The 26,050-nt window shown below is 52.3% G+C and carries 15 protein-coding genes; all 15 read right to left on the bottom strand.

Features of this window, described 5'->3' with window-relative positions:
* Window positions 1–7: 7 nt before the first annotated feature.
* Complete coding sequence (locus tag HOO88_08525) at window positions 8–727, bottom strand: hypothetical protein (GenBank protein ID NOU36800.1); 720 nt, start codon at window positions 725–727, stop codon at window positions 8–10.
* Window positions 728–839: 112 nt separating this feature from the next.
* Entirely contained in the window at window positions 840–1,640 is an 801-nt protein-coding gene (locus HOO88_08520; protein ID NOU36799.1) for a PEP-CTERM sorting domain-containing protein, read from the bottom strand.
* A 260-nt stretch (window positions 1,641–1,900) separates the two neighbouring features.
* On the bottom strand, window positions 1,901–4,837 hold the full coding sequence (locus HOO88_08515) for a hypothetical protein (protein ID NOU36798.1): 2,937 nt from the start codon (window positions 4,835–4,837) through the stop codon (window positions 1,901–1,903).
* Window positions 4,838–4,979: 142 nt separating this feature from the next.
* Window positions 4,980–8,081 (bottom strand): LamG domain-containing protein, encoded by a 3,102-nt coding sequence (locus HOO88_08510; GenBank protein NOU36797.1) that lies wholly within the window; start codon window positions 8,079–8,081, stop codon window positions 4,980–4,982.
* Window positions 8,082–8,439: 358 nt separating this feature from the next.
* On the bottom strand, window positions 8,440–10,578 hold the full coding sequence (locus HOO88_08505) for a right-handed parallel beta-helix repeat-containing protein (GenBank protein NOU36796.1): 2,139 nt from the start codon (window positions 10,576–10,578) through the stop codon (window positions 8,440–8,442).
* A 147-nt stretch (window positions 10,579–10,725) separates the two neighbouring features.
* Window positions 10,726–11,862: a substrate-binding domain-containing protein gene (locus tag HOO88_08500; GenBank protein NOU36795.1), complete on the bottom strand. Its 1,137-nt coding sequence runs from the start codon at window positions 11,860–11,862 to the stop codon at window positions 10,726–10,728.
* Between the two features lie 82 nt (window positions 11,863–11,944).
* A complete protein-coding gene (locus HOO88_08495; GenBank protein ID NOU36794.1) occupies window positions 11,945–13,414 on the bottom strand; it encodes a sulfatase-like hydrolase/transferase in 1,470 nt (489 codons plus the stop codon).
* A gap of 74 nt (window positions 13,415–13,488) precedes the next feature.
* On the bottom strand, window positions 13,489–15,114 hold the full coding sequence (locus tag HOO88_08490) for a hypothetical protein (protein NOU36793.1): 1,626 nt from the start codon (window positions 15,112–15,114) through the stop codon (window positions 13,489–13,491).
* Window positions 15,115–15,613: 499 nt separating this feature from the next.
* Window positions 15,614–16,576 carry an alpha/beta hydrolase gene (locus HOO88_08485; protein ID NOU36792.1) on the bottom strand — a complete coding sequence of 321 codons (963 nt, stop codon included), beginning with the start codon at window positions 16,574–16,576 and terminating at the stop codon, window positions 15,614–15,616.
* A 62-nt stretch (window positions 16,577–16,638) separates the two neighbouring features.
* The gene (locus HOO88_08480) at window positions 16,639–18,405 is read right to left on the bottom strand and encodes an arylsulfatase (GenBank protein ID NOU36791.1); all 1,767 of its coding nucleotides are present in this window, start codon (window positions 18,403–18,405) and stop codon (window positions 16,639–16,641) included.
* 27 nt (window positions 18,406–18,432) lie between these two features.
* A complete protein-coding gene (locus HOO88_08475) occupies window positions 18,433–19,989 on the bottom strand; it encodes a hypothetical protein (GenBank protein NOU36790.1) in 1,557 nt (518 codons plus the stop codon).
* 23 nt (window positions 19,990–20,012) lie between these two features.
* Complete coding sequence (locus HOO88_08470) at window positions 20,013–21,170, bottom strand: hypothetical protein (GenBank protein NOU36789.1); 1,158 nt, start codon at window positions 21,168–21,170, stop codon at window positions 20,013–20,015.
* The gene (locus tag HOO88_08465; GenBank protein ID NOU36788.1) at window positions 21,167–22,000 is read right to left on the bottom strand and encodes a hypothetical protein; all 834 of its coding nucleotides are present in this window, start codon (window positions 21,998–22,000) and stop codon (window positions 21,167–21,169) included. Before HOO88_08465 ends, HOO88_08470 begins: the two co-directional genes overlap by 4 nt.
* 11 nt (window positions 22,001–22,011) lie before the next feature.
* Window positions 22,012–23,193 carry a carbohydrate kinase family protein gene (locus HOO88_08460; GenBank protein NOU36787.1) on the bottom strand — a complete coding sequence of 394 codons (1,182 nt, stop codon included), beginning with the start codon at window positions 23,191–23,193 and terminating at the stop codon, window positions 22,012–22,014.
* 21 nt (window positions 23,194–23,214) lie between these two features.
* Complete coding sequence (locus HOO88_08455) at window positions 23,215–26,037, bottom strand: alpha-mannosidase (protein ID NOU36786.1); 2,823 nt, start codon at window positions 26,035–26,037, stop codon at window positions 23,215–23,217.
* Window positions 26,038–26,050: the final 13 nt, after the last annotated feature.

Raw genomic sequence — 26,050 nt, 5'->3', positions numbered from 1 at the left:
TATTCGATTAGTGTATCAGAACTAGAGCCAGTCTGGCCTGTCGGCCCACCTGAATATTATCCAGATAATAATCACCACCCGTTGAGGTGGCCGTGCTGTTCATCCCGAATTCAACTCTATCCAGACTGGCAACGCCGGTTCTGAAGCTGAGGTTCGTCCAGCTGCCGATTTCCGTTCCCGATCCGCCGTCTGCCTGCAGAATGCGCATATTAAAGGTATCTGAAGCAGTAGTAACATCCGCCACCGTGAGCTCAACCCGGTACCACTTGCCTAGATTGTTCGTCATATTGATCAGATCAACAAATGCAGCTCCATTGTGATATTGCAAATACTTGCCAGTCGAACAGAGCGTCAGTGATATTCCATTAATAGCACCGCTTTTAAGATGGAATATCGGATTTTGCAGATAGCTGTTCAGGCAGAAATCAAAACTGATCACATCCTCGGTCACACTTTGCGTGCGTTTGTTCTGAACTGAAGGATTACCGCTATTGTTTGAATCCGTATCCTTAAACTGGAGCACCTTAGACCCTGTGCCGAAGGCCGAGTTCGTCGCAACCACCTTGCCGCCCTGAGTGGCTGTAACAAAAAGATTGGTCCAGCCGTTGGATCCATTGGGAATCGCACTTCCGATGGTATAAGTTTCGAAGCCGTCCGCTACCGGCTCGGCTCCTTGAACTGCACACGCACCGAAGAGGGTTAGACTCAAGAATACTGCTTTTTTCATGCTTTCTCCCTTTGTAATTTTCGGTTCCCGTCAAAAATAAAGAAGGAGCCAGTGCCTCCTAAAAAAACTCAGAGGTATCCGGATGAATACCTCTGAGAACCCCCTTGCTTCCTCAGCTGCGGGAAGACAAAGACCGGCGCATAAGCATTACACAGAAAGCTCCGATTCCCAGCATGGATATCGTAGCCGGCTCAGGAATGGAAGATATCTCGATGTTGTCGAGTTGCATCCTTCCGGTCGTACCGCTGACAGCCGCATTATAGAACCACTGCACAGAAGAATAGTTTGCTAATTGATTCCGGAAACTAAGGCCAGTCTGGTCGATCACAACCGTATTGTCTGACTTGGTAACCTTCAGATCAAATGTTTTAACAGCAGCACTTTGCGCTGAAGCAATAACTTCTATGTTGTACCAATCGTTTGTGGCCAACACGACATTGAAATATTGAAAAGCTGTTCCGTTGTGATAGCCGAACTTACCTTGGTCTGCACCAGCAACCGCATTTTTCATTACTAACTGAATCCCCGGAGAATTAGCAGCATTTCTCAGTTGAAAGGATGGGTTTTCTGATGTGCCCGCCGCTACCGAGGAGAAATAATCGAACGAAATTTTCAGCGACTGATTCGTATTATCCACAGCAAACGAAGCAGTAGCTGTCGGATTTCCAGTAGCACTTGTATTGTTGAGAACAATACTCTTGCCGCCCACAACCGCTGTGATGGTAGATTCCGTTCCCGTGCGATCTGCCGTTCCACCACCCGCTACGAGAGAAATCCCGTTGGTATTTGTATTCAAATCCTGACTCAGGATAATCCCCGCCTGAAGCGGCAAGGCCGCAAAGAGAATCGCGACGAACGCAATCCCTGCGGTTGTAAGTTTAGGCAACCATTCGATGACTCTCTGCATTTTCATACTCTTCTCCTTTTTCTCTGTTTCATTTTTTCACTTCTGGTTATGCCCGTTTCTTCACTCGAGCCATGAGTCCAGAAGCCGCCAATAAAATTAACGATGACGTTTATAAAAATTCGAGACGGAATAAGCGATCTTACGGGTGTGTTCAATCGAACAACTGTTGTGTCATATATTTTCCGGATTTTCGCCATCAACTCTGACATCGGGATTCCGAACCAGACGTGTTTGAACAGCCTCCGGCAACCTCATCGGCTTCACCATTATTCGGTTATCAGGCGAAGGCGGTAAAACCCTTTTGAAGCCGCTTCCGTGCTGAGCCCGGCGTATTTCTGCATGCCGTTACCGTCGATACTGTAAAGCAAGGTCTGCCATGCGGACGACGTAAGATCATCTGTCGTTTCCAGCCGGTACCGGCAACTGCCGGTGCTCTGAAAATTCAGGGCGGCGGTGCCGCCGGAAAAAGATCCATTAAGCCGCAAAACAGACAGCGCATCCATCGGCGAGGTGCCTGCCTTGTATTCCTGGAGATTATTCATTCCATCTCCATCGGGGTCGGCCGCGGCGGCAGACTGTTCGTTGGTCGTTGTGCCGTCGCCTCCAAAATACAAAACCCGCCAGGCATCGGTAATGCCGTCACCAACACTGTCCACCGTACGGTAAACTGCTGTTACAGTGACATCGTTCGTCGGCATCCGCAGTGTGGTGGCTGATGCGGCCACATTCACAACGTCCTGTGTGTCGCCAGCCCAGTGATCAAACTGCTTTCCGTTCAGAGGCAATGAGGCCTCGATGTTCAGGATGGAACCGGATTGTGAGGTGCCTCCGCCAAACCCGCTGTTGACGGTAAGGGTGTAAACCGCAGCATTAGTATTCCGATAGGTTGCCAGCAGGTACAAGTCGTGTGAAGGCATCGTTACGGTTGCATTGGGTTCATTGAGATGGTCGATTGCCGACGCGCCACCGATCCAGCGATCGAATACCCGTCCGGCAGCGGGAGCGGTTGCCGCGATGCCGATCTGTGTGCCCGGAGCTGTCCCTATGGAAGTTCCGGTGCCCGATTTCACATCCAGTTTATATGTCGCATCGGTGCGAAACGGCGAAGCCGGAAGCCCATCGGTGTTATAGAGTTTATTGGTACCCGCCGGTGCGCTGGCGTAACAGTAGCGCACATAGACCGGCGCGGGAATCGCCGGGCTGGAAACGACGACCGTATCTTTATCTATAACCGCAGTTGCATTCACAAAGGTTTTATTCGATCCGGCAATTTCAAAACTCTGTAAAGGCCCGGCAACCGGCACCACCGGATTGGTGCTGTTTTTCGATCCGGCCATCAGCCCGGGTGAGGCGTAATCGAAAATGATCCGGATCTGTGACCCCTCAATCAGCGAACTGCGGTATAGAGGCCCGCTATAGGAAACTTTTTGCTGAAAATCTTTTGCCAGTGCCCATTGTGCCAGACGAAAGCCTGGATCGAATTTGTTGGCCGGATGAATGTCCTCATCATTTCCCACGTCAATGAGTACAGCCATGCCGGTATTAGTCTCTGACATGGCCCGCGTCTGCGCTTCCCGCAGTTCCGGCCAACTGGCGGACGCAATATAGTTCGGCAACTGGACAAAATAAAACGGGAAATCGCCCTGCCCCCAGTTTTGCCTCCAACCGCGCATCAAAGCCCGCATCAGGTATTGATAAATATCTCCGTCACCCTTGTTGGCATTGCGTTCTCCCTGATACCAGATGGTGCCGCGCACCCCATAAGGAATCAGCGGAGCAACCATAGCGTTGTAAATGTCATAGAAACCCGTAACAAGCCCCTGTTCCTCATATTGCCGCATGCCCGCAAGCTCCGGTACGGCGGCGATACCTGCCGGACACACAAACTGCTCAATCTGCTGCCCGCCAAATGCACAAAGCAACAGTCCAACCGGCACTCCGGTTTTCAGATACATATTTTTTGCGAAAAAATAACCGGTTGCAGTGAAGTTTCCGATGGAAGATGCGCTGCACGGCGTCCAGCCTGAGCTAAAAACCGGCTCATCCCATTCTGTCGTCGAACTGTTCGTAGCGACGGTAATCTGACGAATCATCGGGTATGCATCCGCCTCGGCCGCCTCTTCGGCGTATCCGGTAATGCCATTAATCATGGGTCTTGCCATATTGGACTGGCCGGAAGCGAGGTACACATCTCCGAATACTACATCGTTAATCTGAATGTCAGGAGATTGGGCCGATGAAATCACTATGATATGCGGAAGTCCGCCATCGTTGGCATGTGATCCGATTTTTGCCAGCCACCGGCCATTGGAATCCGCCGTTGCGGTACCGACCGTCACGCCATCGAGCTTGACGGTGACCACATTACCGGGGTTGGAGCGGCCCCATACAGGAACATTCATATCTCTCTGCAAAACCATATGGTCATGAAAAAGAGCGTGTACCGTAAAAGGAATGACGGCCGGAATCGGCGCGGCAATCTCTTCCCAGGTCGCAGCGGTACGAATATTGTCCACAGCCGCATAATCCGTTGAACCGGCGGGCCGGAAGTCGCCGGTGGCTTGAAACCGCAGTTTATCAATTGATGTGAGATTGATCGGAACATTCGTTGCGACAGGATTATGTTCATCGAAACTGTTCGACCCGGTCAAGTTGTACCAGAAGGCCATGGTTTTGGCATCCATATCCACCTTCACAATCATGGAGATACTGCCGGAGTTATACAAATTGGTTGCAACGACATCCGCTTGGTGTTCCGCAGGGATACTGGTGCCTCCCCAGTCGCATGAAAAAACCGCGCCGGCAACATTGGTGCCTGAACTATCGACCACACTTAGCCCGAGAACTGTACCGCCGACATGCTTTGAATCTGCCAAAGCATAACTGAAATCACATCGTAGATATTTAATGCCCGAAAAACTATCTGTCACATTGGCATCCAATATTGCTCCGCTGGACCACATGCCGTTTGTTCCCCCGCCGGTATGTGTACAGAGCAGACTCCCGGCGCCGTCCGTTTCCAGAAATCCTGATCCGCCGTTTGCGAATGCGGCTTGATCGGTTCCGGAGTTTACCGCCTGCGACAGCGTGATCCCGGCGGCATCCTGTTCAAATGTCCATTCGTTCAGATTCGCGGCCGCCGCTGTTCCCAAGGCGCTGGCAAAACAAAGCAATATTTCAATTCGTGTTATAAACTTTTTCATCTGTAGATCACTTTCGATTTTTTGCACCACAGTAAAGAAGGCCGCACTTTGTGGTGCCGCCATCTCCCCGACTACGCTATCCACCGAATCATTCCTTCATGGACGCATTCCATGCGCTGAAAACAATCTCCGGGATATCGCACTAGTAATTGAGAAGAAATCCGGTTACATCCAACGCCCGGGCGGTATAGCGCACCTCATCAATTTCAGCACTGACCAAACCAGCCGCTGTCATATTACCAATAACCAGATTCCCAGAAGTTTCTACAATTCCGGCCACCGAGCTTGCGGGAATCGATTTCGAAGAAAAACATTCGCCGTCAAGATAGGTATTTACAGTCGGCGACGAATCATTCCCTTTGACCGTCATGGCGATGTGGTGCCACTGGTCGTCGGTTATTGGATTTGTGCTGATAACCGAGCAGTAATTATTTACACCGTCATTGAGCTGGCTGTACAGGCATCCGTTGTTGATGCCTGCTCCTCCATACACCAGCAACGCCCATGAGGCGGTCGAGCTGGTATTTGTTTTGGAAACGATAGCGTTTCCGCCCCAGCCAAATGCGGCATTAGTGGTCAGCTTGACAAAACACTCTATAGTGAATTCGCGGCTAAGGAATACCGTGCAATTGCTTACCACAAGGCTGTTGGATACGGCATTACCAAAGCAGGAGATATTCGTATAATTTACTCCGCTCAGCGGTTCATTTATATTCCTGTTATCCGGAACATCATATCCGTAACGCGGCGTACCAGTGCCGGCGAAAGCCGAGCCGATTGATTTATTATTTCCATAGTTACCCACCGAGCTGATCGCCGTGTTCTCTGTGCCCGTCATGCGCCACCATGCCGTCGGACAGGCTCCGTACTCATTGATGGTCAGCTCATCCATTCGGAGGGTATCGCTTGTACCGCTAAGGCCTGCGGCATCAAAAATCAAAGACTGGCTGGCACCGGTAAAATGGAAGGGTGTCAGATCGATCGTGGCGAAGTGCCAGTACCCATCCGCCATTTTTCCTGTGATGGTTTTAACCGTATTGGTAACCGTCCCGTCGATAATTTTTACGGTCACCTTTTCGCCCGCACCGTCGAACCCGGTTGCTTTCCACCAGAACGTCAGGGAGGGAACCATCAGGTTTTTTAGACTAAGCGTCCGCGCAGCAGAATCGCTTCCAGCCGATCCGCGCAACATCAGGCCGTAATTACCTGTGCGTCCGGCGATGTTGGTAATGAAAGCCTGTCCTGTCAGCGTCCAGCTGCTGACCCAGCCTCCACCCCCTGAGATGCCGCCGGTCTCAAATTCGTCAATGGCGACATAACGGCTGTTTGCGCCCGCCTCCCATTTGTCCATGAGGTTGCCGGAACTATACTCATAGGCTCCTGCCTCGGGGTTTGTCCCTTGATATTCATCTGTTGCCGGAATGCCGTTTGCGACGGTACCAAAATTGATTGCCACCGAGCCGGCCTTGAGCCGGAAGTCGATCAATTCGTCAGGGGTTGAATCGACGAAAAGATTTGCCGCAGTGTTCGTCATATTGTTTCTGATATCGTCGCCCACCCAGTGATTTGTCATGGCTAAATTGTTGTAGGTCTTAATGCTCAGCGTGCAATCTGTGGAAAGACCATCCATGGGAAACCCCGATATGTCCCAGATGGTATTGTTATAAACTCGGGCATTTGTAACGGAATCGAGACCCGGCTGTCCGTTAAGCCTCAACCCTTCATCCGTCCTCCAAATCACGTTGTGGTGAAATCTGAACGCGTCAGAACCGTTATCACTGTAGAGTCCCGTCGCAACGTTATAACTCACAACACCGTGGCGGCGATTAATGAAATCGTAACAGTGCTCAATCCAATTGTATGCGACGTCGGCGGGAAATCGGCCATAGCCGCCAGTGGACTCTTTCAGGTACATCGCGCCGCCATCACGACTGAGAATCATGGTGTCACTAAGCCGGTTGTATCGTATGAGGCTGTCTGATGGGACTCCCGAAATGGCGCTCCTTCCCGTTTTGCTGATCGTATTGCGTTTGACCGTGCAATTCGTAGAACCGCTGTTGAAAAATATGCCCGCCTGCCATCCCCCATTCCAGTCGAAATCCTCAATGACACAATCTTCGACGAGCATGCCGCCCCCAGCTACCAAAATACCGCCGCCCCAGCCATGTGCCACATAGCAACCCGTCACCTTGTTACTGATACACGCGTTGTCTGTAGAAATGGAATACTCGCCCGCATTTTCGGTCTGGTTGGTTCGGTCATAGAAAGATGTTCCGTACAGAACCGAACAATCCAGCAGACTGCAGTTGGTCGTGCCAACCAGTTTTACGCTCGCTGCGCGAAAGTTCAGACCCTGCACAGTGACATTCTTACATTTGTCCAGTTTCATGCCCAATGCGCGGACGCGCACCTGAACATTGGTGCCTGGATTGCCGCCATACAGGCTAAGCTTTTTAGATCCAGCATCCCAATACCATTCACCGGCCGAATCCAATGCGTTGGTATGAAACAGGATCATTCCTTGCCCCAAGCCAACCATTTTCGTGTTAGCGGGATCCTTCCAGTAGGTCGTTGTAAGATTACTGCAGGTCAGTCCCGAAATGGTGGAAGCGACGATCTTTCCCTCAATGGATACCCAGGCCATCCCGTTGAGCCCAAGGTAGGTGCCGCCAGCCCAGTAATTGCCGGCACTGCCCGTGACGATACCTACCGTCGCTGTGCCGTTATTGCCGTTAAAAGCATATGAGTTTGTACCCCACCAGTTGTAGTGAAAATCCTCGGGGTTAAGATTCGGCCATGCTGCCGGGGCCATTAACTTTCCATTAATGAAAACATCCGGATGATCCAAATTTACATCAATGCTATTCAACCTTGATGTGTAGATATTGCTGTTTGCAGTATCAACCAGCCAATTCGTGAACGTGTTGCAACCGGTGATGAGAACATGCTCTCCCGGCGCGGCCTTAATGAAAAGATTGGTCTTTCCTGTCACCGTCACGGTTTCCGGATATACGCCCTCATGGATGAGAATCACGTCATTGGCATTAGCCGCAGCCACTGCACTGGTGATCGTGGTATACGTGAAAGTCGGGCCGACCTCCCGTATAGCGGGATATGCATTGGTCAATACGCCTGTGGACAAAAGCACAAACAGTGCGGGATACGCATTGGTCAATGCACCCCCGAATAACTGCATCAACAGTATGGTACGTATGACCGGCGATGACCTTTTGGCTCTTTCCATAACACACCTCCACGTTAACAATTTATTCTGCGTCACAGCTTGCGGGCTCCGGGTAAAACCTCGCCCGAACTGAATGTGCATTTATCAGGCCTGTGTGAAACAGCCAACATTTCATATGTATCTTATTACCTGTTGTGTGTGTCGGAAATTTGTTGCACGGGATTCCCAAAGAAAGTCCAGACGTTGCACGCAAGCCGCACTGCGCTTTTTCCTGAACGCAAACATCCACTTTCTGATCGCTCGCTGCGCCGGGATAACTGATGTCTCTATAAAAGCGATACGCTGCGCCCGCCTCTGTTTTTCAATTCAGGAGTATTGAGCACAGATCAGGCCTGGCGTCATTTTGCACCACACAAGATTACCGCTTCTCTCCGTCGGCAACGGGTTTCATGAAGAAATCGACATTCCCGCCGCGCGTTTTTTTGTCTACCGCCTTGCAGTCGCTGAAAATCCCGACTTCGGATGTATCAATCGGTTCAATCCCCATCTGCCAGACGGGTGATGTGGTATCGAAACCGAATCGGCCTTTCCGAGCTTCGGAAAACCCCGGATCGGCAACCGTCGAATGTGTATCGAACCCCTTCCCCTGCCGCCCGCTTAAATAGGCTGATGCCTGCTTTCCGTCATCACTGCTCCAATAAAGATTGTTGTCCATGACCGGCTGGCCCGCATCCCATTTTAAATCCTTATACCGTCCGCTGTTCCGGGATAAATCACCTTGATCCAGGCCATCCGCCTTCAGTAAGAACACGTTCTGAGCAATTACATGGCCCCCATAGCTGCGAGGTGTGGAAATCGGCTTTGCACCAAACGCCACAATATTGCGAAAGACATAGTTGCAGGCATTGGCATGAACATGTATCGCGAAACGAGGCACCGGATCTCCGTCCCGAGTGAAGATCAGATTATTTTCCATGGTGGAAAACATCTCATCGTCATCGAAATAAAGACCGATCCCATAGCTTCCGTGCAGGCGGTACACAATATTATTTTTGAGCAGATTATGGTGCGAGGCATGGCAGTAAATCGCTCCGCCGTCATCCAGCTGCATCATGGCATCATGCACGACATTATTTTCGATCCGGTTGTGACCCGGCACATATCGTTTCAGTCCGTAAATGGTCATATCCGATTCAGCAATACCCTCCGTCGTCTTGCCGGCGTTTGCCAGCTCGGTCTTAAGAATATAAAACCGCTGTCCATTCACGGTAATCCCGGCATACGGCACGTCATGAATATAGTTGTAACGGATAAGGCTGCAGTCGGTCATCACACTGATCGCCGAGCTCTGCCAATGCATTTGTCCGCAATTATAAAGCTCGTTATGCTCAATCCGGTTCTTTGTGTTCTGCAAGGCAAGTTCAGGTTCTTTGTCTGTCACCGCGATGGACAGCCCCGACTTTCCGCAGTTCGCAATCAGACAGTGTTCAATGGCCACATTCTGGATATCAGCAGCCGAAACGCCTATCGCATCCACCGACTCGATCCGGCACGCGCGAATCGTGCAGTTTTTTGCTGCCGTGAGTGAAATCCCTGTATTGACATATTGAATCGAAATTCCCTCTACCGTGAGGTACTCCACCTTCCGTCCGGCGGACGAATCTCCGGACAGAATAAAAGCCTTATCCAGTTGCCGAGCACAAACCTGTTCCGTGAAGTTTGAAGCGGTGTTCTCCGCAGGCCACAAATAGATCACCCCGGTTTCTGTGTTGACGCACCACTCACCGGGCCGGTCAATTCCTTCGAGCGTGTTTTCGATACGAAACGGTACCTGCTCGGTTGGCTTTAAAATGCCGATTTGCAAAACCGGTTTTTGCAGATGAATCACCCCGGCTTTCATCTCGGTCACTGTGTTAAACAGGTTGATCCATTTAGAGTGAGGTGTCGGCATGTAATTGATTTGGACGTCGCGGCGATTTGGCAGGCGAAAATGGAACTCTGCGGGCAGCGTCAGCAACTCTCCTTCACAGCGGGCTAATGGCCACTCTTTCCACAAATCCGTATTAGGCCAAACTGAACGGTAGTACGCCTTTCCGTGAATATACAAATAAGGAAACGACCAGCCCTTTTCCACCGTCGTCGTCCATAATTTTCCGGCCGCCAGCCGATTGACGCCTTCAACCGGCATATCCGCCTTTCGCCAGCCGCGAATGGGCCGAGCTCCGGAAAAAATCGGCTCTTCACCTGGAAAAGCCCGATAAATAACCGGCTGATCCGCACGTCCGGAATCTTCCGGACGAAACTCCACCGGTTTGTCCATCTCGTATAATCCGCCGCGCAGTTCAATTGTAATTTCGCCGGTCGGTTTTTTTGCTTTCAGATCCCGCACTGCCGCTTGCGCCCGCTGAATGCTGGCAAAAGGCTGCGCCAGCGTTCCCGCGCCAGCATCATCCCCGGAGGGCGAAACGTAAAAATCTGCACCGTATCCTGTTGTTCCCATCAGGACAAAACAAAGCGATACAATCCGGCAATCTCGAAGCGCTTGAGCATGTAACATATTGATCTCCTCTACTTTCGTTTAAAGTTATTTGATCCCGTTAAAAACACCCAGCATGCCGATGTATCTTATTACCTGTTGTGTGTGTCGAAAATATGTCGTACCGGCTTTCCATGCGCGGCCGGACGAACCACTCGCACGTTCGTTTCAGCGGGTATTTGAACTCCGGTATTCCATCGGCGTTACACCGGTAATCTGTTTAAACCGTTTGCTGAACCGCTCGCGGGATCCAAAGCCGCTTTCGATTGCAATAGAGGATGTTTTTAAATCCGTCTCGGTCAGCAACCGTTTAGCATGATTGAGCCGCTTTTTTTCAATCTGCTCGTGAATGGTACAGCCAATGTGCTCCGTAAACCGACTCTGCAGCATGCCTTTGGAAACGCCGGCTGCAAGCGCCACTTCATTTGTTGTAATCGGTTCCGCATAATGTTCCGTAATAAAACGAACTGCTTTCGCAACATACCGGTCTGGAACTTCCGTAAGATCAAGCAGGTCTGTGCTTTTACGGGCCACAACGCCTTTCGGCTGAATTAAAACAGGTCTCTTCGGAAGCCGGGCGCCACGCATCAGCCGGTCAAGCAACGCCGCGCCTTCATAGCCGATGCGATATTCATCATCATCAACACTGGAAAGAGCGGGCCGGGTAAAACCACAGATCAGTGCATCGTTATTCACCCCCAGAATGCCGACCTCTTTAGGCACATGCAGCCCCATATCCTGACAAACGTCCAGGGCCTCCACAGCCAGACAATCGAATGGCACCATTAACGCGACCGGTTTGGGGATTCGGCTCAATACCCGGCGCAACATGCGTATACGAACTTCAACAGATTGAGTCCGGGCGCGAGGTGTTGGCGTATAGTTAATCGGATAGCAACGGTGGAGAGTGGAGTTCAATTTGCTTTTAAAAGCGTGGAAGCGTGTTTTTTCATGCCAATCGGACTCTTTAAAGTAAAAGGCGAAGTTCTGATACCCCTGTTCAATAAAATGTTCCGCCCCGCATCGACCAACCGCTTCATGATCGGAAATTACACAAGGGCAATGGATTGTTTTCGTCAGGCTGACCATCGGCGCAGAGCCGTTTTTTAGAAAATTTTCCAGAAATCTATTGCCTGGAAAAAGCGAACTGATAATACCGCTCCACTTGAATTCAGGAACCGGATATCCCCGGGCTGAGGCGGCATTCAAATGCCAATCTGCCTCGAGAGCATACTGGGCCACTCCACGATGAAGATTCTCCGTATAATACTGAGAAAGGAACAAAATGTTATGGTGTTTTTCCATGGCCGGTCATTATGTCCTTCACCTCGCGTCATGAGGAGACCAATTTATATTTTTATCCATCAGTAAGACTCCGGGTCAGCGATCAGAATTCACGTTCCGCAACGTCCCCGGGCAATATGCCGGCGCAATTCATAATCCGTGTACACTCATCATCCCACAGCGGGATTCCGTCGCTTCCGATACCCGTGATCACAGGACGGCAAAGGTCTTCCGGCGACTGTCCGCAGCACATCATGCGCTGAACCAGTCGAACGGTCAGTTCACGCACGACAGACGCATTGACCGGCTCATTGAATACATTGCGGCATTCATGAGGATCCTCTTCAAGATCATACAACTCCCAGCAGTCAAAACTGTGCGCACACAACTTCCATTTGCCCGTCCGCAGCATAGCTCCCGGGCCGAACTGACTGGGCTGATACGGCGCCCGCAGGTTGAGCTCCGGAATTGCCTGCTCCACAGGCGCTATAAGAAGTCCGCCCTCCGCGAAAACGTCTGCACGGGGGCGGTACTCTTTTCCGGTCAGGCTCCGCGCACGGCTGCCTTCCGGCTGATGCACCTGGCAAATATCCAGAACGGAAGCAAAAATATCCATCGCTTCCACTAAATCGGTATTGGTTCCCGGAGCGATCCGTCCGCTTGGATCCCACAGAACCATCGGAATACGAACCAGAGAATCGTAAAAAACCGGCAGCTTATGGGTCACCCCGTAATCCCCCAGAAGTTCGCCGTGATCGCTCCAGAAAAGAACAATGGTGTTCTCCAGAAGATTCAACTCTTCCAGCTTATCCAAAACCCGTCCAACCTGATCGTCCACATAACGGATCTGGCCGCAATACATGGCCATGGCTTTCTTGAAATCCTCTTCCGTCGCCTCTCCCGAGCGGGAGTGAGTCCGCCATATTTCCAGACGGCGGGGCTCTCCGGCGACCGGCTCCCTTCGGAAATTCTCCGGAAGTTCAAATTGGTCAGGAGAAAACAAAGAGGCATAGGGTTCCGGAGCTGTGAAATAGGGATGCGGATCCTGATAGTTGAGTGTCACAAAAAACGGCTGATCCGTTTTACTGCGCCGAGTGATATAGTCCAGTCCGGCGGTTGTCAGCCGTTCCGTCAGATTCCATGGACTGGCGGGATCGAGCGGCCCGGCGCTCCAACTGTACCGGTAGTCAGGATGTTCATCCATATTCCCGATGCAAGTATCTTCCCCTTCGTCATAATGTACGCCGATTGCATTGCTGAACGTAATATGATCCTTGCCGAACAAAGCGCGGTGATATCCCGCCTTTTTCAGTTCGTCAAACAGGTTTGGATGGGCTGGATTCATCCGCCCCACGTAATTGCGAACCCCGTGTTCCGATGGATAGCGACCGGTAACCGCTGATGTGCGACTCGGGCCGCACATCGGGCAGGAGCAAAAGGCCTGACGAAAGTTGGTTCCCATGGCCGCCAGACGGCTGAGATGTTCCGTCCCAATAAAAGGATGGCCGTTGGGCGTCATATAATCCCAACGCATCTGATCCGGGTTAATGATGACAATGTTATATTTCTTCATAATAATGTTCATCGGTTCTCAGGAGTACGCCGCCGAGATCAAAAATAACCGCTTTGATATTCACACCCATTCCCTCAAACGGTTCTTTCGTAAAATCCCTCAAGAGAAGTCGGCACATGTCCGTTTCCGGGAGACTCGCCCATCCAGACTCGTACGGCCTCCCTCTGAGATGCAGGCGTATTGCTGTAGCAATTGATGTAGTTCGGCACAAACGGAATCTCCGCCAGTTTGTAGGGATCCCCGAACGAGGTGAAGATCACGTTTTCCCGATCGTGCCAGAAGCCGGTCCAAAAGACATCGGCTACGCCAGCCAGCAACCGGGTACTGCCGTAACGTGCAACAATATGGAGGTTCACAAAGATGGCGTCATAGTCGTCGGCATTCTTCAACCCATTCTCCCACGATGGGTTTCTCAGGTGATCCACAATAAACCCGCGCTTACGCAGTTCCTCGTCGACGACTTCCAGCTCCTGTATGAACCCGCGCGTGTCATTTTCAAAATAGCAGGTGATCGTCAGCACCCTGGATCCGGGTTTCAGGTTTTTCACCGGAAGCGCACCCGTTGCATCTTTGATAACAGTGACACTCTTGCGACCGATCTCCTCCGCCCAAGACGCATACTGTGCCTTGTCTTCCGGAGTCACTTCAGGACGAACATCCTCCTTGAAAAGATTGAGTTTCATTTTCAGACCCAGCACGTTACCGACCGCAGTATTGAGCCGCTCTTCGGTCAGAGCGCCCGTTTCCAGCGCCCGCAGCATGTGAGGAAAATCCCGTTCCGCCTCAGCCCAGAGCACCATGTCGGATCCGGTCTCAATGTTCATCGGAACCGCTTTTGCAAACGACTCATATCCGACAAACCCGGCCATTGGAATCGCATCTGAAATCACTGTGCCTTTAAACCCGAGACGCTTACGCAGCAGATCAATCTGAATCTTTTTGGATAGCGTGGCCGGGCGCGGGCCACGGTAATCATACGGATCATCCATCCAAGGCAGCGCTAAATGCCCCATCATAACGGCATACACACCGGCATCGATAACGGATTGCCAGATTGAACCGAATGTCTTGAACCACAGTTCTTCCCCGTAAAGGTTCACTGAAGGACAGATATGCGTGTCCCACTCATCCACACCGTCGCCCGGGAAATGCTTGGCGGAGGCTGCCATCAGATTTTCTTTCTGAACGCCCCGGATAAATGCTTTTGCAAGACGGGTAATGTGCGCCGGATCATCGCCGTATGTACGGGTGTGCATCATCGAATTACGTATGTTTAACGAAAGATCCACAATCGGACCGAAGGTCCAGTGAATGCCGGCATTCCGGCCTTCTTTTGCCGTCGCCATCCCGACTTTTTCAGCGAGTTCTTCGGAGTTGGCTGCGCCGATTGCCATTTGCCAAGGGAACAATGTTCCGCCGGAGATACGGGAGCCGGCCCCGTTGACCAGATCCGCCGTTCCAATGACCGGAATTTTGCTCACTTTTGCCGCAGCATCCATGATATCGCGACATTCCTGCACCGCCTTGTATCCGAAAAACAGACCGCCGATCGAATATTTTCCGACTATGTCAGCCAGTTCTGACGGGGATTTTTTCCAGGAATGAATACAAAAAACCTGACCGATTTTCTCTTCGATGGACATGCCGGCGATCATTTGGTCAATTGCAATCTGATCAGCCGACGGTAAAGCCTCTTTCATTTTAAACTCCCATAAGGATCCCCGGGTTCCCGGGCTTAACCTTCATTTTTATGCATCATCTTTTTCGGGCTCTGCAGCGGCATCCGGACAAAACCCCACCCAGTTCAAGACGGCATTTACTCAAGTCTCCACAAAACAACCAATCCTTTGCATGTATCTTATTAGTTGTTATATGTGTCAAAAAACCGCACAGGGTTCCCCTGTATACAAATGCAGGAAAGGTTTTATTGATTGACCCGTGCTCTCCGTATGGGTGACAGAGAAAGAAGACGGCATAACCGTTCCCCGTTGCGGCAAGTCGCGGGATATGCCTTCCAATTAATATTCCTCACCGCGACAAGTTGCGAGGTGTTGTCGCTGCGCGAAGCCTCATTCTCTTCGGTCGGCTTTGCAACGTTTTGATAAAAGCCTGCGCCGCCTTATGTTTCCAGAATTTGAAAAACAACCGGCAATTCTTCCAGCTCCGCATAATCCGGCGGGGAAACCCGGACATGCCGCTTTAGTTGCCGGACGGTGCGGAAAAATGATCGTTTAAAAACTGCCGGATTACCGGCCGCAAATCCATCTGAGGAGGATTGAGCCCGAAAGCATGAACTGCATTTGTAACGGCCGCATATTGGTGCGGAAGGCCTTTGCCTTTCAGGATTCGGTCAAATTCATCCGCCAGTTCGATTTTTACTACAGCATCCGCTGTTCCGTGAATCGTCAGGATCGGAGGAGACTCTTTTGAAAGGTGTTCAACCGGGGAAGCAAGCGCCCAGATTTCCGGATGATCCTTCTCTGTTTCATTAATGAATACGTTACCGCCCCATCGACGGACATCCGGTATGCCGTAAAAATTGATAATACAGCGAACCGAGTTGTCCTGATCCAAAAAAGAGCCCCCGCTGTTCAGCTCTTTATTTCCGGCAGAGAGGCCGGTCAGCAAGGCCAGATGACCGCCGGCCGAAGCGCCCGCTACAGCAATACGATTCGGATCAATTCCAAGTTCAGCCGCATGTTTTTTCATCCAGCGCAACGCACTTTTGCAATCGTAAATATTCTGAGGCCAGGACGCTTTCAGCCGTGTGCTTTTCCAGAGAGCCCCTTCATAAACATTCAGCGTGTAATTTATACTGACCGCAATATAGCCCTCATCCACGAAAAAGGCGGAGAACTCGCGCGGATTCGGGTCGTTTTTATCGCCTTGCGCCCACCCTCCGCCATGAATCACAAGCACCGCCGGACGCAACCCGGCCTGCGCACCTTCCGGAATGTAAAGATCCAGCTTCTGCTCACTCTCCGCTCCGGGATAACTCATGTCTTTATAAAACTGATACGCTGCTCCCGCTGCTGTTTTTCTCAACTCGGGAGCGTTTAACACGGAAGCAGAACGGCCATTCTCTGCAGAAGCATCCGTCCAAATCCAGCTTGTAAAAACTATAGCAGCCAGCCACGTCTTCACTTTAAATAACCGGTTCATCGGCAGTTCCTTCCGTTTCCGTTCAAAAATAAACTCCCCGCAGCCAGTAAAAATATGATGGATCAACGGATTCCTTCGACTTCCACATAGTATGCGCCGCAGGATTCATTGTCGCCGATGAACCATGTTTGGAGGGCGGCTTCGCCAATGGGAACAGGCAGTTCAAATACGACAGACTCCGCGCCGGGATCAACGGGCTGATCGGCCGAAATCCCGCCGATTTGAATCCGTGCTTTTTTGACCGGAAAAAAGTTTTCTTCAATTTTTCCGCCCCGTTCGGCAGGCCAGCGCCGCAATGTAAACCGGTACTGCCCGGAAACTTCTGTACGGATCGCCCAGAACCCGTTCGTTTGCATCCCCTCGCAAATTAATTTTTGATCCCAAGGCGTAATCGCTTCTTGATCCGGACTATGCCAGTCGTGAGCCGTCAACAAAACGGTTCCAGCGTTTGTGTTACCAATCGAGATTGGACAATCCACCGCTTCCCGATCGGAAACCTTCTGCCACCAGTTTTCATAAGCTGAACGTAGCGGCGTGACAATCTCCGAACAGGCGCCCGCCAAATTCGTCCGCTGTTCCGGATCGTTTTTGATCTCATAGAGCTCGTTACCGCGAACCAGCCGCCAGCGCTCTGTCATAACCACGCTGTCTTTCCATTTAACCAGATTTTCGCCGCGCTGGCTGTCCGTGCAGATCGTACGTTGCGGCCACCCCGCGACATCCCCGCGCAACAGCGGCACAAGACTGGTTCCGTCCAACGGACGGCCCTTCGGCGGCGGAACGGAACACAGATTCGCCAGCGTTGGAAGAATGTCGATGTGGGCGGAAAGTGTGTTGATATCGCGCCCGCCGCTAATTCCGCCGCCGGGCCAGCGGATAAAAAACGGAACCCGGTGCCCACCCTCATATGCCGAGCCTTTTTTACCGCGCATCCCGTCGTTAAAGCCTTTAACCACAAAGCTATCGCTCCAGTGTTTTCCGTCGAGCTCCACACCAGCCGACGTGCCGTTATCGGTCATGAAAATTAAAATCGTATTGTCTTCGACACCCAGTTCCTTAAGCGCAGTTCGAAGCAACCCGAATTGCTCATCCAGATGAGTGATCATCCCAAAAAATCCGGGATCAACACCATAGGCGTTGTTCTCATACATCTGTTTATATTTTTCGGGAGCGTAATACGGGGCGTGCGGTGCATTCAGCGCCAGATAGCAGAAGAACGGTCGTTTGGCCGCGACCTCTTTTGCAATGAACTGTTTTGCGCCCCGAAACCAGACTTCAGTACAGAACCCGTTAAATTTAACCAGCTTCCCATTAACCCAATACGTGTCGTCAAAATAATCGTTCCCCCAGTAATCCGGAGTCTGCCCTATTCCGCCGCCGCCGTGCCGCCAAACCTCTTCAAATCCGCGTTGCTCCGGCAGATATTCGTAATTATCCCCCAGATGCCATTTCCCGAACATGCCAGTTGCATAACCAGCCTGATGGAACATATCTCCGAGTGTTTTTTCATCGGTTCGCAAAAGACTGCGCCCTTTGATGGTGTGCCACACACCGGTATCATCGTTATATCGCCCGGTCAGTAGCGCGGCACGCGTCGGCGCGCAGGTGGGCGACACGTGAAAATTAGTAAAGCGAACAGCTTCTTTATAGAATTGATCCAGATGAGGTGTTTTTACCACGGCATTGCCGTGACAGCCGAGATCCCCATATCCCTGGTCATCGGTAAGAATCAAAATCACATTCGGTTGCCGCGAGGGAGGCTGCGCTGCCCCGAACACCGTTCCACAAACCGCAAGGACACTGTTCAGCCATACAAACCCCTTGGTCATCTGCAATCTCCTTCTTTTGCTGTTTCGTTACGAACGATCGAGCAGATAGCGGTCTTTTGTGACAGGCGGAAAGTCGTCGGTGCGGAAAGGCGATGCGGGCAGACCTTCAGCATTGAACAGCGTTGGGACAAACCATTGCTTCCAGCCGTACCTGACATACTGCGGTTCCGGAACGCTTTCGGCGGAAATAATAATTCGATTGCCCGCCTGTTCGGCTTTGGCCGGAACATACTTCCCATCTTTGCCGCATATTTCAAACGCACTGACAGCTTCCGGCTTCAGAATCAAACCGGAATCGGCGTCTTGGAAGGTCAGCTCCACGCTCCCGTCCTTTCGAACAGCCTCTTTCAGCCGAGGCCCGTGACAAACCAGATCTTTTTCGCCGTACACCATATTGCGGGCCAACAGCGAAAGGCGCAGGCCGGCCTTGTCCTTGGAATGCGGATGAATATTTTTTTCTTCACCGCCATCGACGAGAACCGCCATGCCGGTATTTTTGACATGCGCCTCAACCCAGCTCTGAGATTCGCGCAATTCGGTCCAGTCCGAAGGAGGCCCGAACGTGGCCAGCTGGGCAAAAAGAAACGGCAGCTCCGGATTCTGATATTCCTCCCGCCATTCTTTAATGAGCGCCGAAAAGACCGTGCGGTAATGAAATCCGTACGCGGAGTTGTTTTCCCCCTGATACCAGATGACGCCGCGAACGGTGTACGGAATGGTTTGCGAAAGCATGGCGTCGTGCAGGCCGTAAGGTCTTTGAAAATGATGGGGGCCCATTTTCGGCATCGGACGGGGTTCGCTATCGGCGTGCTTGATATACCACGCCTTTCTGGCCTGCTCGTATTCCTCGCCCTGCTTTAAACAATCCTCTTCGTTTAAAAAGTTTTTCCGGCAGATTTTTTCATAGGCATCGAGAACCTTCTTGATGTCTGCATTGCTTTCCAGTGTTTTTCGGCTCATCCAGGCTTCCGCCGGGCTTCCACCGACAGCGCAAACGACAACGCCAACCGGAACATTCAATGTGCTCCGCAGGTTTTTTGCAAAATAATAAGCGCACGCCGAAAATCCGGCTACGTTTTGCGACGTACTTTTCTTCCACTGGGGCCGATCGTCATTCTGTCCGGCAAATTCAAGACGCGGGATGTGAGCCATCCGCAATAACGGATCATTGGCACTGGCAATATCCGGCTGGGTTGTTTTTTTAAAGTTGTTCATCGGCCACTCCATATTGGACTGACCTCCAGCCATCCATACCTCGCCGACCAGAATCTCTTTCAATTCAACCGGCTGTGCAGTTTCCGAACCTTGAAAAATCAGCGAGCGCCCTTCGGCGCAAACCTTCAGATTGTTCAGTGTCACCATCCAGTCGCCATTTGTATCGGCTTTTGTCTCCAGAGTCTGCTCCGCAAACGTCACCTTGACAGCCTCCCCGGCAGCCGCCGTTCCCCAGATACGAACCGGTTCGCCTTGCTGCAGAATCGCGTAATCTGAAAAAATGCCAGCTGGCTTGACCTCGGCAAATGAGGTGAAGGCACTCAATACAGCAAGTGTCCATATCAATTTAGGCGCAGTCCCTGTTTTCATAGGTCGTCCTTACTTTATTCGGTTTATATTTTTATCAGCGCCCGGATCTGAGTCTTCTCTTCACAGCTCAATCCGTCTGCCTCCCAAGGAAATCCGCCAGAAAGATCCCGTTGCCCGTTCCACAGAAACCGCAACGCGGAGCAAACTCCATTCGCATATTTTTCAGGGATCACGCCCTGTGACAGACAAAGCCGCATGGTTCCAATCAGCCGGTCATCACATCCCAGCTTACGAACCGGATCGCGAATCACCCGCTCCACCTGATCGCGCAGGTAAGGATTCAGCATACGTTCCATCAAGTCATCGACATACCCTTTAAATCCGTCCGGTGTAAAGAGCGGGTCAATCCCGGCGTATTTTTTGATCAGGGCCGCGCCGGATTCCTCCAGAAACGCCGCACGAGCAAATTCCGTCAGATCGGCAGGAGCGTCCGACATAAAGATACAGCCGCGCTCATTCGCCAAATAACCAAGCAACGCATGCGTCGCGTTGTGTCCGTACAGTTTAGCCGCTTCAAACGGAAACAGATCTGCTTTCTCTTCAAAAACATCAATCCCGCGTTTAAACTCAGGCAGTGTAATTTGCGTAATCAGAATGCGGTTAAACTTCTCCACCAGAAAGGCCCGGCTCGAACCCGGAGTCATCGGGGCCAGCTTGTCGCAAGCAATCTGTTGAGGATCGGTTACAACACCGCTCATTTTACCGATCACGGTATTAAGAAACTGGATTGGCTTCCGCCCGTTAAGGCCAACCGCCGCTTCCAGAATTTCCGCCGCGTGGTTGTTATTTTCTCCGGTATAAACCACCGCAGGATTTCCTGATCTTTGAGAAAACGCTTCGCGCATCAGCGCCGCAACCGAAGGGTTGCCGCGCTCAAAGAAGTCCACGCTCGGCAGCGCGGTGGCAATCTCCTGCGCTTCAGCCAGCGCGGCAATCAATGCAACCCGATCGGCTTCAACCGATGGATTATAGATTTCAACACCCGTGATGCGGTGCTGCTCAATGCCGCCGGATGTGGCGATATTGAGCGTATAGCCGCCCGCGCGGCGCACCGCCGCAACGACATCCGGAACCACTTCGGCCACAACCAGCCGGTCGAAGTTCCCCGAGCGGAAGGCCTCATACAGGAACAGTCCTGATTGAATGGCCCCGAACCCAAAGCCGACAAAGGTACGACTCATCGGATCACTCGCTTGTCAGTGAAGCGGTCAGCCTCGTCCATGGAGGGCGTTGAAAATTCGAGATAGACACAGCCTTTGCGTCCGCCAAGAAATGCGTGCCGTGTGTTTTTCGCCAACAGCACGTTCATCCCTTTGGTCATGTAGATCATGCGTTTCGTGGTGATCGCCTGCTCTTTGCGGACTTTTTCAATCATAGGAAGAAGCTCTTCCGGAATCACGTCCGGATCGACTCCTTCAGGGGTATAAACCACTTTTGCGGTGTCAGCAAAAAGGACTCCATCGCCATAAACCGCCTTGAAGGTTTCTGACTTCCCCGGGAAAACCGCAACCACATCGGCGGCGGCTTCTTCCGGATACCGGCTCATGCCGTTTCCGGCCTGCACAATCTGGAAGTCCCTGTCGCGATAAAGGTAGATTTCATTCCCGGCGGCATCCGTCGCAACGGAGGCGTCACTGTTATATTTTTTAATTCCGGTGAACCCGTTGATTAGTCCGGAAAGCTTCACGAAGCCGGCGGCGATCTGCGCCTCTTTTTTCAGCACGATGGTATCGACATGACCGTGCTCCAGAAGCAGCTGCCCCGGCAGGTTAATCAGCACTTTGCCGGTATGCCCCTGCCCGTCATCATCCCGGTAAATCACAACGGTTTCGAGACCGAGACCGACCTGACTGAACTCCTCGAACGTTTCTGAACAGTTGAAGGTTGCCACTTCAACGCGGCCCGCCTCAATCCCCCCGCTCCCCGGCAGCGCTTTCTGATACAGTTCCTGATAAGCGGCCAGCGCCTCGCTGCGTGCCTCTTGGCTCAATTGTTTAACGTTTACACTCATGACTTCCTTTTTTATGCCTTGTGCGACGGCCCTGTCCACAGGAACGGAAACTTTTTATCAATTTTCCAGCCGGTTCCAGTCACCGTCAACGGGTCGCGCGGAATGGTTTTAATCCGTTGTTGAACGCCTTCCCAGTCCGGTACGCCGCTGAGCGCATCTGGTTTTTCAACGCTGGCACTGCCAGTGCAGGTGGCCGTGATGACACAGTCGAGCAGGGACTGTCCACGCAGATAGGCGCTGTAGAATCCGGCAATGGAGGCATCGCCCGATCCGGTCGCGTTCGGCGGAACCGGGCAATAAAATGCCGGATGCCAGAACTCGCGATTTGCGAACTCATCCAGATTGCCCGGCCGGGCACGACCCATGGTCGCCAGCACCGCTTTTTCAGGCGTGCGGACATAATAGCCGCGCGGCCCGCATTTGATCACGGCGATGCGTACGCCCATATCCAGAAGCTCGCCCGAAAGTTCGTGCAACATGTCCCCGGTGAAGGCCCCAAGCAAGTCGCGGTCAGAGGCGTTGCGCAACGCCATATAGCGATCCCGGTGCAGCATCAGCAAGGTCTCTTCGGCACTTCCCATATACAAATCAAGATGCGGACAGAGTGACTTAAAGATCGTCGGCCAGTCGGTCTGGTCTTTCTGAAAATCAGGCAGACACATATCCAAAGAAGTTGTCAGCCCCATCTCATGAACTTTGCGGAACATTTCAATCAGCTCGCGGCCGGTGTTAGAGATCATTCTTTTCATCAACGGGGGATAGCCAAAATGAAAGAGGTCGCATTCCGCCACTTTTTCATAATCCACATCCGCAGCGCAGAACGTGTCGTTTGCACCGGCATTATGCACAAACATCCGGTCATAGCCCTTCGGGTTGATCACCACCGTATAGCTGGTCTCGGCGGCATCATCGACTACTAGACTGTCACGAATACCCCATTGCTTGTCGAGCAGCATGGCGGCCATTTCACCGAACGCATCATTGCCGACTTTGCCCATCAACAGGGTTTCAACGCCCAACTTGGTCATATTCAGCCCCGTGTTGCTCACCGGTCCGCCGGTGCTCAGCTTGGCCGCTCCTGCCGTACGCAGCGAACCGGGAATATAAAAATCGCCGGGGCGCTCTAAACTCATTTCACTTAAATCGGGAATCACGTCTAGACAGATATGCCCCGCTACAACTGCTTTTTTCATGCTCATCCTTTTTTCAATCTGTTAATTCATCTGCTTCCGCGTCAGCTCGATCGTCAAGATCCGCCCGCCGGAAACCGAAAGTTTTATTTCGCCCTGTTCCACTTTGAGTTCTGCAATCCGCTCTTCATTTATATTAACCTCATACGCCGAACCAAAAGCCGGGCCGATCTTCAAGGCTCCGGCTACCGTTCCGGCAGAGGGATTGAACAAGCGCACAACCGCACTATCCCGGTCTTCCGCCTTCTTGATGCCGGAAAGCACCAGTTCATCGGACGACAATTCGAAGAGTGAGGTCGCCGACGGCAGTTCACCGCCAGACGATGCGCTGATCTGGAAACACATCGGCTCGGCGTTCAGGCGGTCGGCCTCGGCATAAACCCCGCCTTCCAGCCACCCCCCGGCGTGCGGATAGATGGCGTATTCGAACTCCATGGTCTGCAGCACCTGCCCGCCCTTCTGCTCGGGAAAGTTTCCGGTACAGCGCTCTTCTGTGCAGATACGGTTCCGTACACTGCGAAACAGTGTCAGCGCCAGAGTGCGATGTGTATCGGTCATCAACTGAACTTCAGTAAAGCTGTTGCTGAGTACCGCAAGCCCGTTCGTCCCGTCCGAAACATCCGCAAACCGCTGCATCGGCACGGTCTGCATTTCCGGCCAGGAGTGCCCGTCTGCGGAATGCTCCGGACGCGCCGCGCGGCGATCCACATTAAAATGCCCGGAACTGTCGAGGACATCCGTCTGGATGCCGGTCGGAATCAATACCCGCAACCGGTGGTTTTCAGCCCGGTTCTCAACCGTAGTCTTCACGCGCAGAGACTTCGCCCCGCGCGTCAATGTCACTCGTGAAATAATCGAGACGGTCGTCTCTGCATCACTGCGGCGCCCGCATCCCTGCAACTCGCTGCCGGGAAATTCCGCGGTGACCGGCATGCGCAGCTCAAGCCGAATGGCCAAAGTGGCAGAGAGATCGCCATTCCCTTCGAGCCAGATTTCCGCAGGCTGTCCGGCACTGTAAATTTGACGGTTTTCCGCCGGTTTATAGTGTACCCAGTAGTCGCCGGTGTCGCCGGTGTCCTCAAACTCCAGCAGACCGCTCATCTTCCGTCCGTTAATCTTATCAACCAGCGTCAGAGTACCATTCGGCTCAGCCACCGCTTTGAGAAATTCATTTTCCAGCGTACGCGGCTCGCGGGAAATTTCTTTTCCACTGCTATCGGCTTGGCGCGGCCACCAGTCCGCATCGCGCTTGAAATGCGAGGCCGATGTCACTTTGACCACCTTGCATCCACCGGAAGGGATTTCGCCGGTATCCATCAGCACCGTGTGACGATCTGAATTGAACGCCCACGGACGGGAATCGAAGTCGTTCACCGGAGTCTTGCGCTCTTCCCGGGAAATCCGCTGCACATCCAGCCGCATCCCCGCCGCATCTTCGAATCCAATCTGATCAACACACTCATCCTGTGGCGTATCGACAACCAGCTTCACCACGCCACGGAATGGACGAGGCTGCGGATTCACCAGCAAAACCAGCTGTTCGTTCGCAGCAAACGCAGAAAGATCAAGCCGGGTGGCCAGAGCATCCGCGCACTGAAGGCAGAGTACTTCACCAATTTCCTGCGCCTGCGTCAGGCGATAGAGTGTATCATTCGCCGACTTGTCCTGCGTCACCCCGTTAATCGAGTCGTGCGGGTGTGCTTTGAGCAGGTATTCCCATGCGCGGCGCAGGAATCCGGACGGATAGGCTTCACCCAGCAGATAGAGCATGGCGGCGAACGGTTCCGCCTGCCGGATCAGCCGGTTTTCCACTTTTTTGTTCAACAGCTTCAGCGGCATGCGGGTCGCGAGCGCATTGCCAGTGCATCCTGCTGACGGCCCGTCACGCAATTCGCCCATCACGCGGCGCAAACTCCCTTTATCCAGATTCGCATGCAGCAGACCGGCATACTCGTCCGGCCCTGCCATCTTGAACTCGATATCATCGATCGCCGCGTTCGCGTCTCGAAGAATGCGGGTCAACCGATGGTTCGGCGTTGTGAAATCGGAGCCATACATGAGGAGGCGAACATTGGGACAGGTGGAATCACCCATATTATCCCACGTCTCCCGCATCGTCGGCTCCACCTGCTCAGCGTGATATCCCTGCTCGCGATCCTGCCGGAAATAGTCCTGAACGCCCATTCCAGCATCCGCCCAGTGAACCAACCGTCCGGCTTTTGCCCAGTCAAAGCGGTATTCATCCGTCAGATAGGATACGCCATATAAAATCGGAATGTGCGCCGTAAAAAATCCGTTGGCGCGGAAATGCTGGCCAAGCCGAGTCGTCAGCATTTCAGACCCGTCTGGAGACTGCCATAAAAACTCGCTGCGCGGAGCCCTCTCCTCCGACACCTTTTTGGCGGCGATAATCAGATCAAACCCGAGTTGCGAATAGAGCTGCGGAAACTGCGCCGTCTGGCCCCAGCCGAATGCGTGATAAGCTACTTTTGTAGAACAACCGAACTCAGATGAAAGCCGCAACCCTTTGAGTAGGTTACGAATCAGGCATTCTCCGTCGAGCGGATAGAGATCCGGCAGCGTGTACCACGGCCCGACAATCAAACGTCCAGCGGCCGTCTGCTTGCGAATCCGCTCCCGGTTTTCCGGACGGATTTCGAGATAATCCATAAGCGGCACCACCTGAGCATCCATCAAAAAACAGCCGTACTCCTTATCCGTCTCCAGAATTTCCAGCAACTCATCCATAAAACGAACCAGCAGCCAGCGGTTCTGCCAAATTGGATAACGCCATTCACGATCCCAGTGTGTATGTGGTAGTACCAATGCCGTATTTTTATTTTTCATCGTTAAACCCTAA

It is taken from the genome of Kiritimatiellaceae bacterium, from assembly GCA_013141415.1.
In the GTDB taxonomy this organism is placed as follows: Bacteria; Verrucomicrobiota; Kiritimatiellia; order Kiritimatiellales; family Tichowtungiaceae; genus Tichowtungia.
The sequence above is the reverse complement of the archived record's forward strand: the minus strand, read 5'-3'. Positions and strand labels throughout refer to the sequence as shown.

Coding starts and splice junctions, on each gene's coding strand:
- HOO88_08485 (NOU36792.1), bottom strand. CDS start 16,576: ATGAACCGGTTATTTAAAGTGAAGACGTGGCTGGCTGCTATAGTTTTT.
- HOO88_08495 (NOU36794.1), bottom strand. CDS start 13,414: ATGAAGAAATATAACATTGTCATCATTAACCCGGATCAGATGCGTTGG.
- HOO88_08505 (NOU36796.1), bottom strand. CDS start 10,578: ATGTTACATGCTCAAGCGCTTCGAGATTGCCGGATTGTATCGCTTTGT.
- HOO88_08490 (NOU36793.1), bottom strand. CDS start 15,114: ATGAAAGAGGCTTTACCGTCGGCTGATCAGATTGCAATTGACCAAATG.
- HOO88_08455 (NOU36786.1), bottom strand. CDS start 26,037: ATGAAAAATAAAAATACGGCATTGGTACTACCACATACACACTGGGAT.
- HOO88_08465 (NOU36788.1), bottom strand. CDS start 22,000: ATGAGTGTAAACGTTAAACAATTGAGCCAAGAGGCACGCAGCGAGGCG.
- HOO88_08460 (NOU36787.1), bottom strand. CDS start 23,193: ATGAAAAAAGCAGTTGTAGCGGGGCATATCTGTCTAGACGTGATTCCC.
- HOO88_08480 (NOU36791.1), bottom strand. CDS start 18,405: ATGACCAAGGGGTTTGTATGGCTGAACAGTGTCCTTGCGGTTTGTGGA.
- HOO88_08475 (NOU36790.1), bottom strand. CDS start 19,989: ATGAAAACAGGGACTGCGCCTAAATTGATATGGACACTTGCTGTATTG.
- HOO88_08510 (NOU36797.1), bottom strand. CDS start 8,081: ATGGAAAGAGCCAAAAGGTCATCGCCGGTCATACGTACCATACTGTTG.
- HOO88_08515 (NOU36798.1), bottom strand. CDS start 4,837: ATGAAAAAGTTTATAACACGAATTGAAATATTGCTTTGTTTTGCCAGC.
- HOO88_08525 (NOU36800.1), bottom strand. CDS start 727: ATGAAAAAAGCAGTATTCTTGAGTCTAACCCTCTTCGGTGCGTGTGCA.
- HOO88_08470 (NOU36789.1), bottom strand. CDS start 21,170: ATGAGTCGTACCTTTGTCGGCTTTGGGTTCGGGGCCATTCAATCAGGA.
- HOO88_08520 (NOU36799.1), bottom strand. CDS start 1,640: ATGAAAATGCAGAGAGTCATCGAATGGTTGCCTAAACTTACAACCGCA.
- HOO88_08500 (NOU36795.1), bottom strand. CDS start 11,862: ATGGAAAAACACCATAACATTTTGTTCCTTTCTCAGTATTATACGGAG.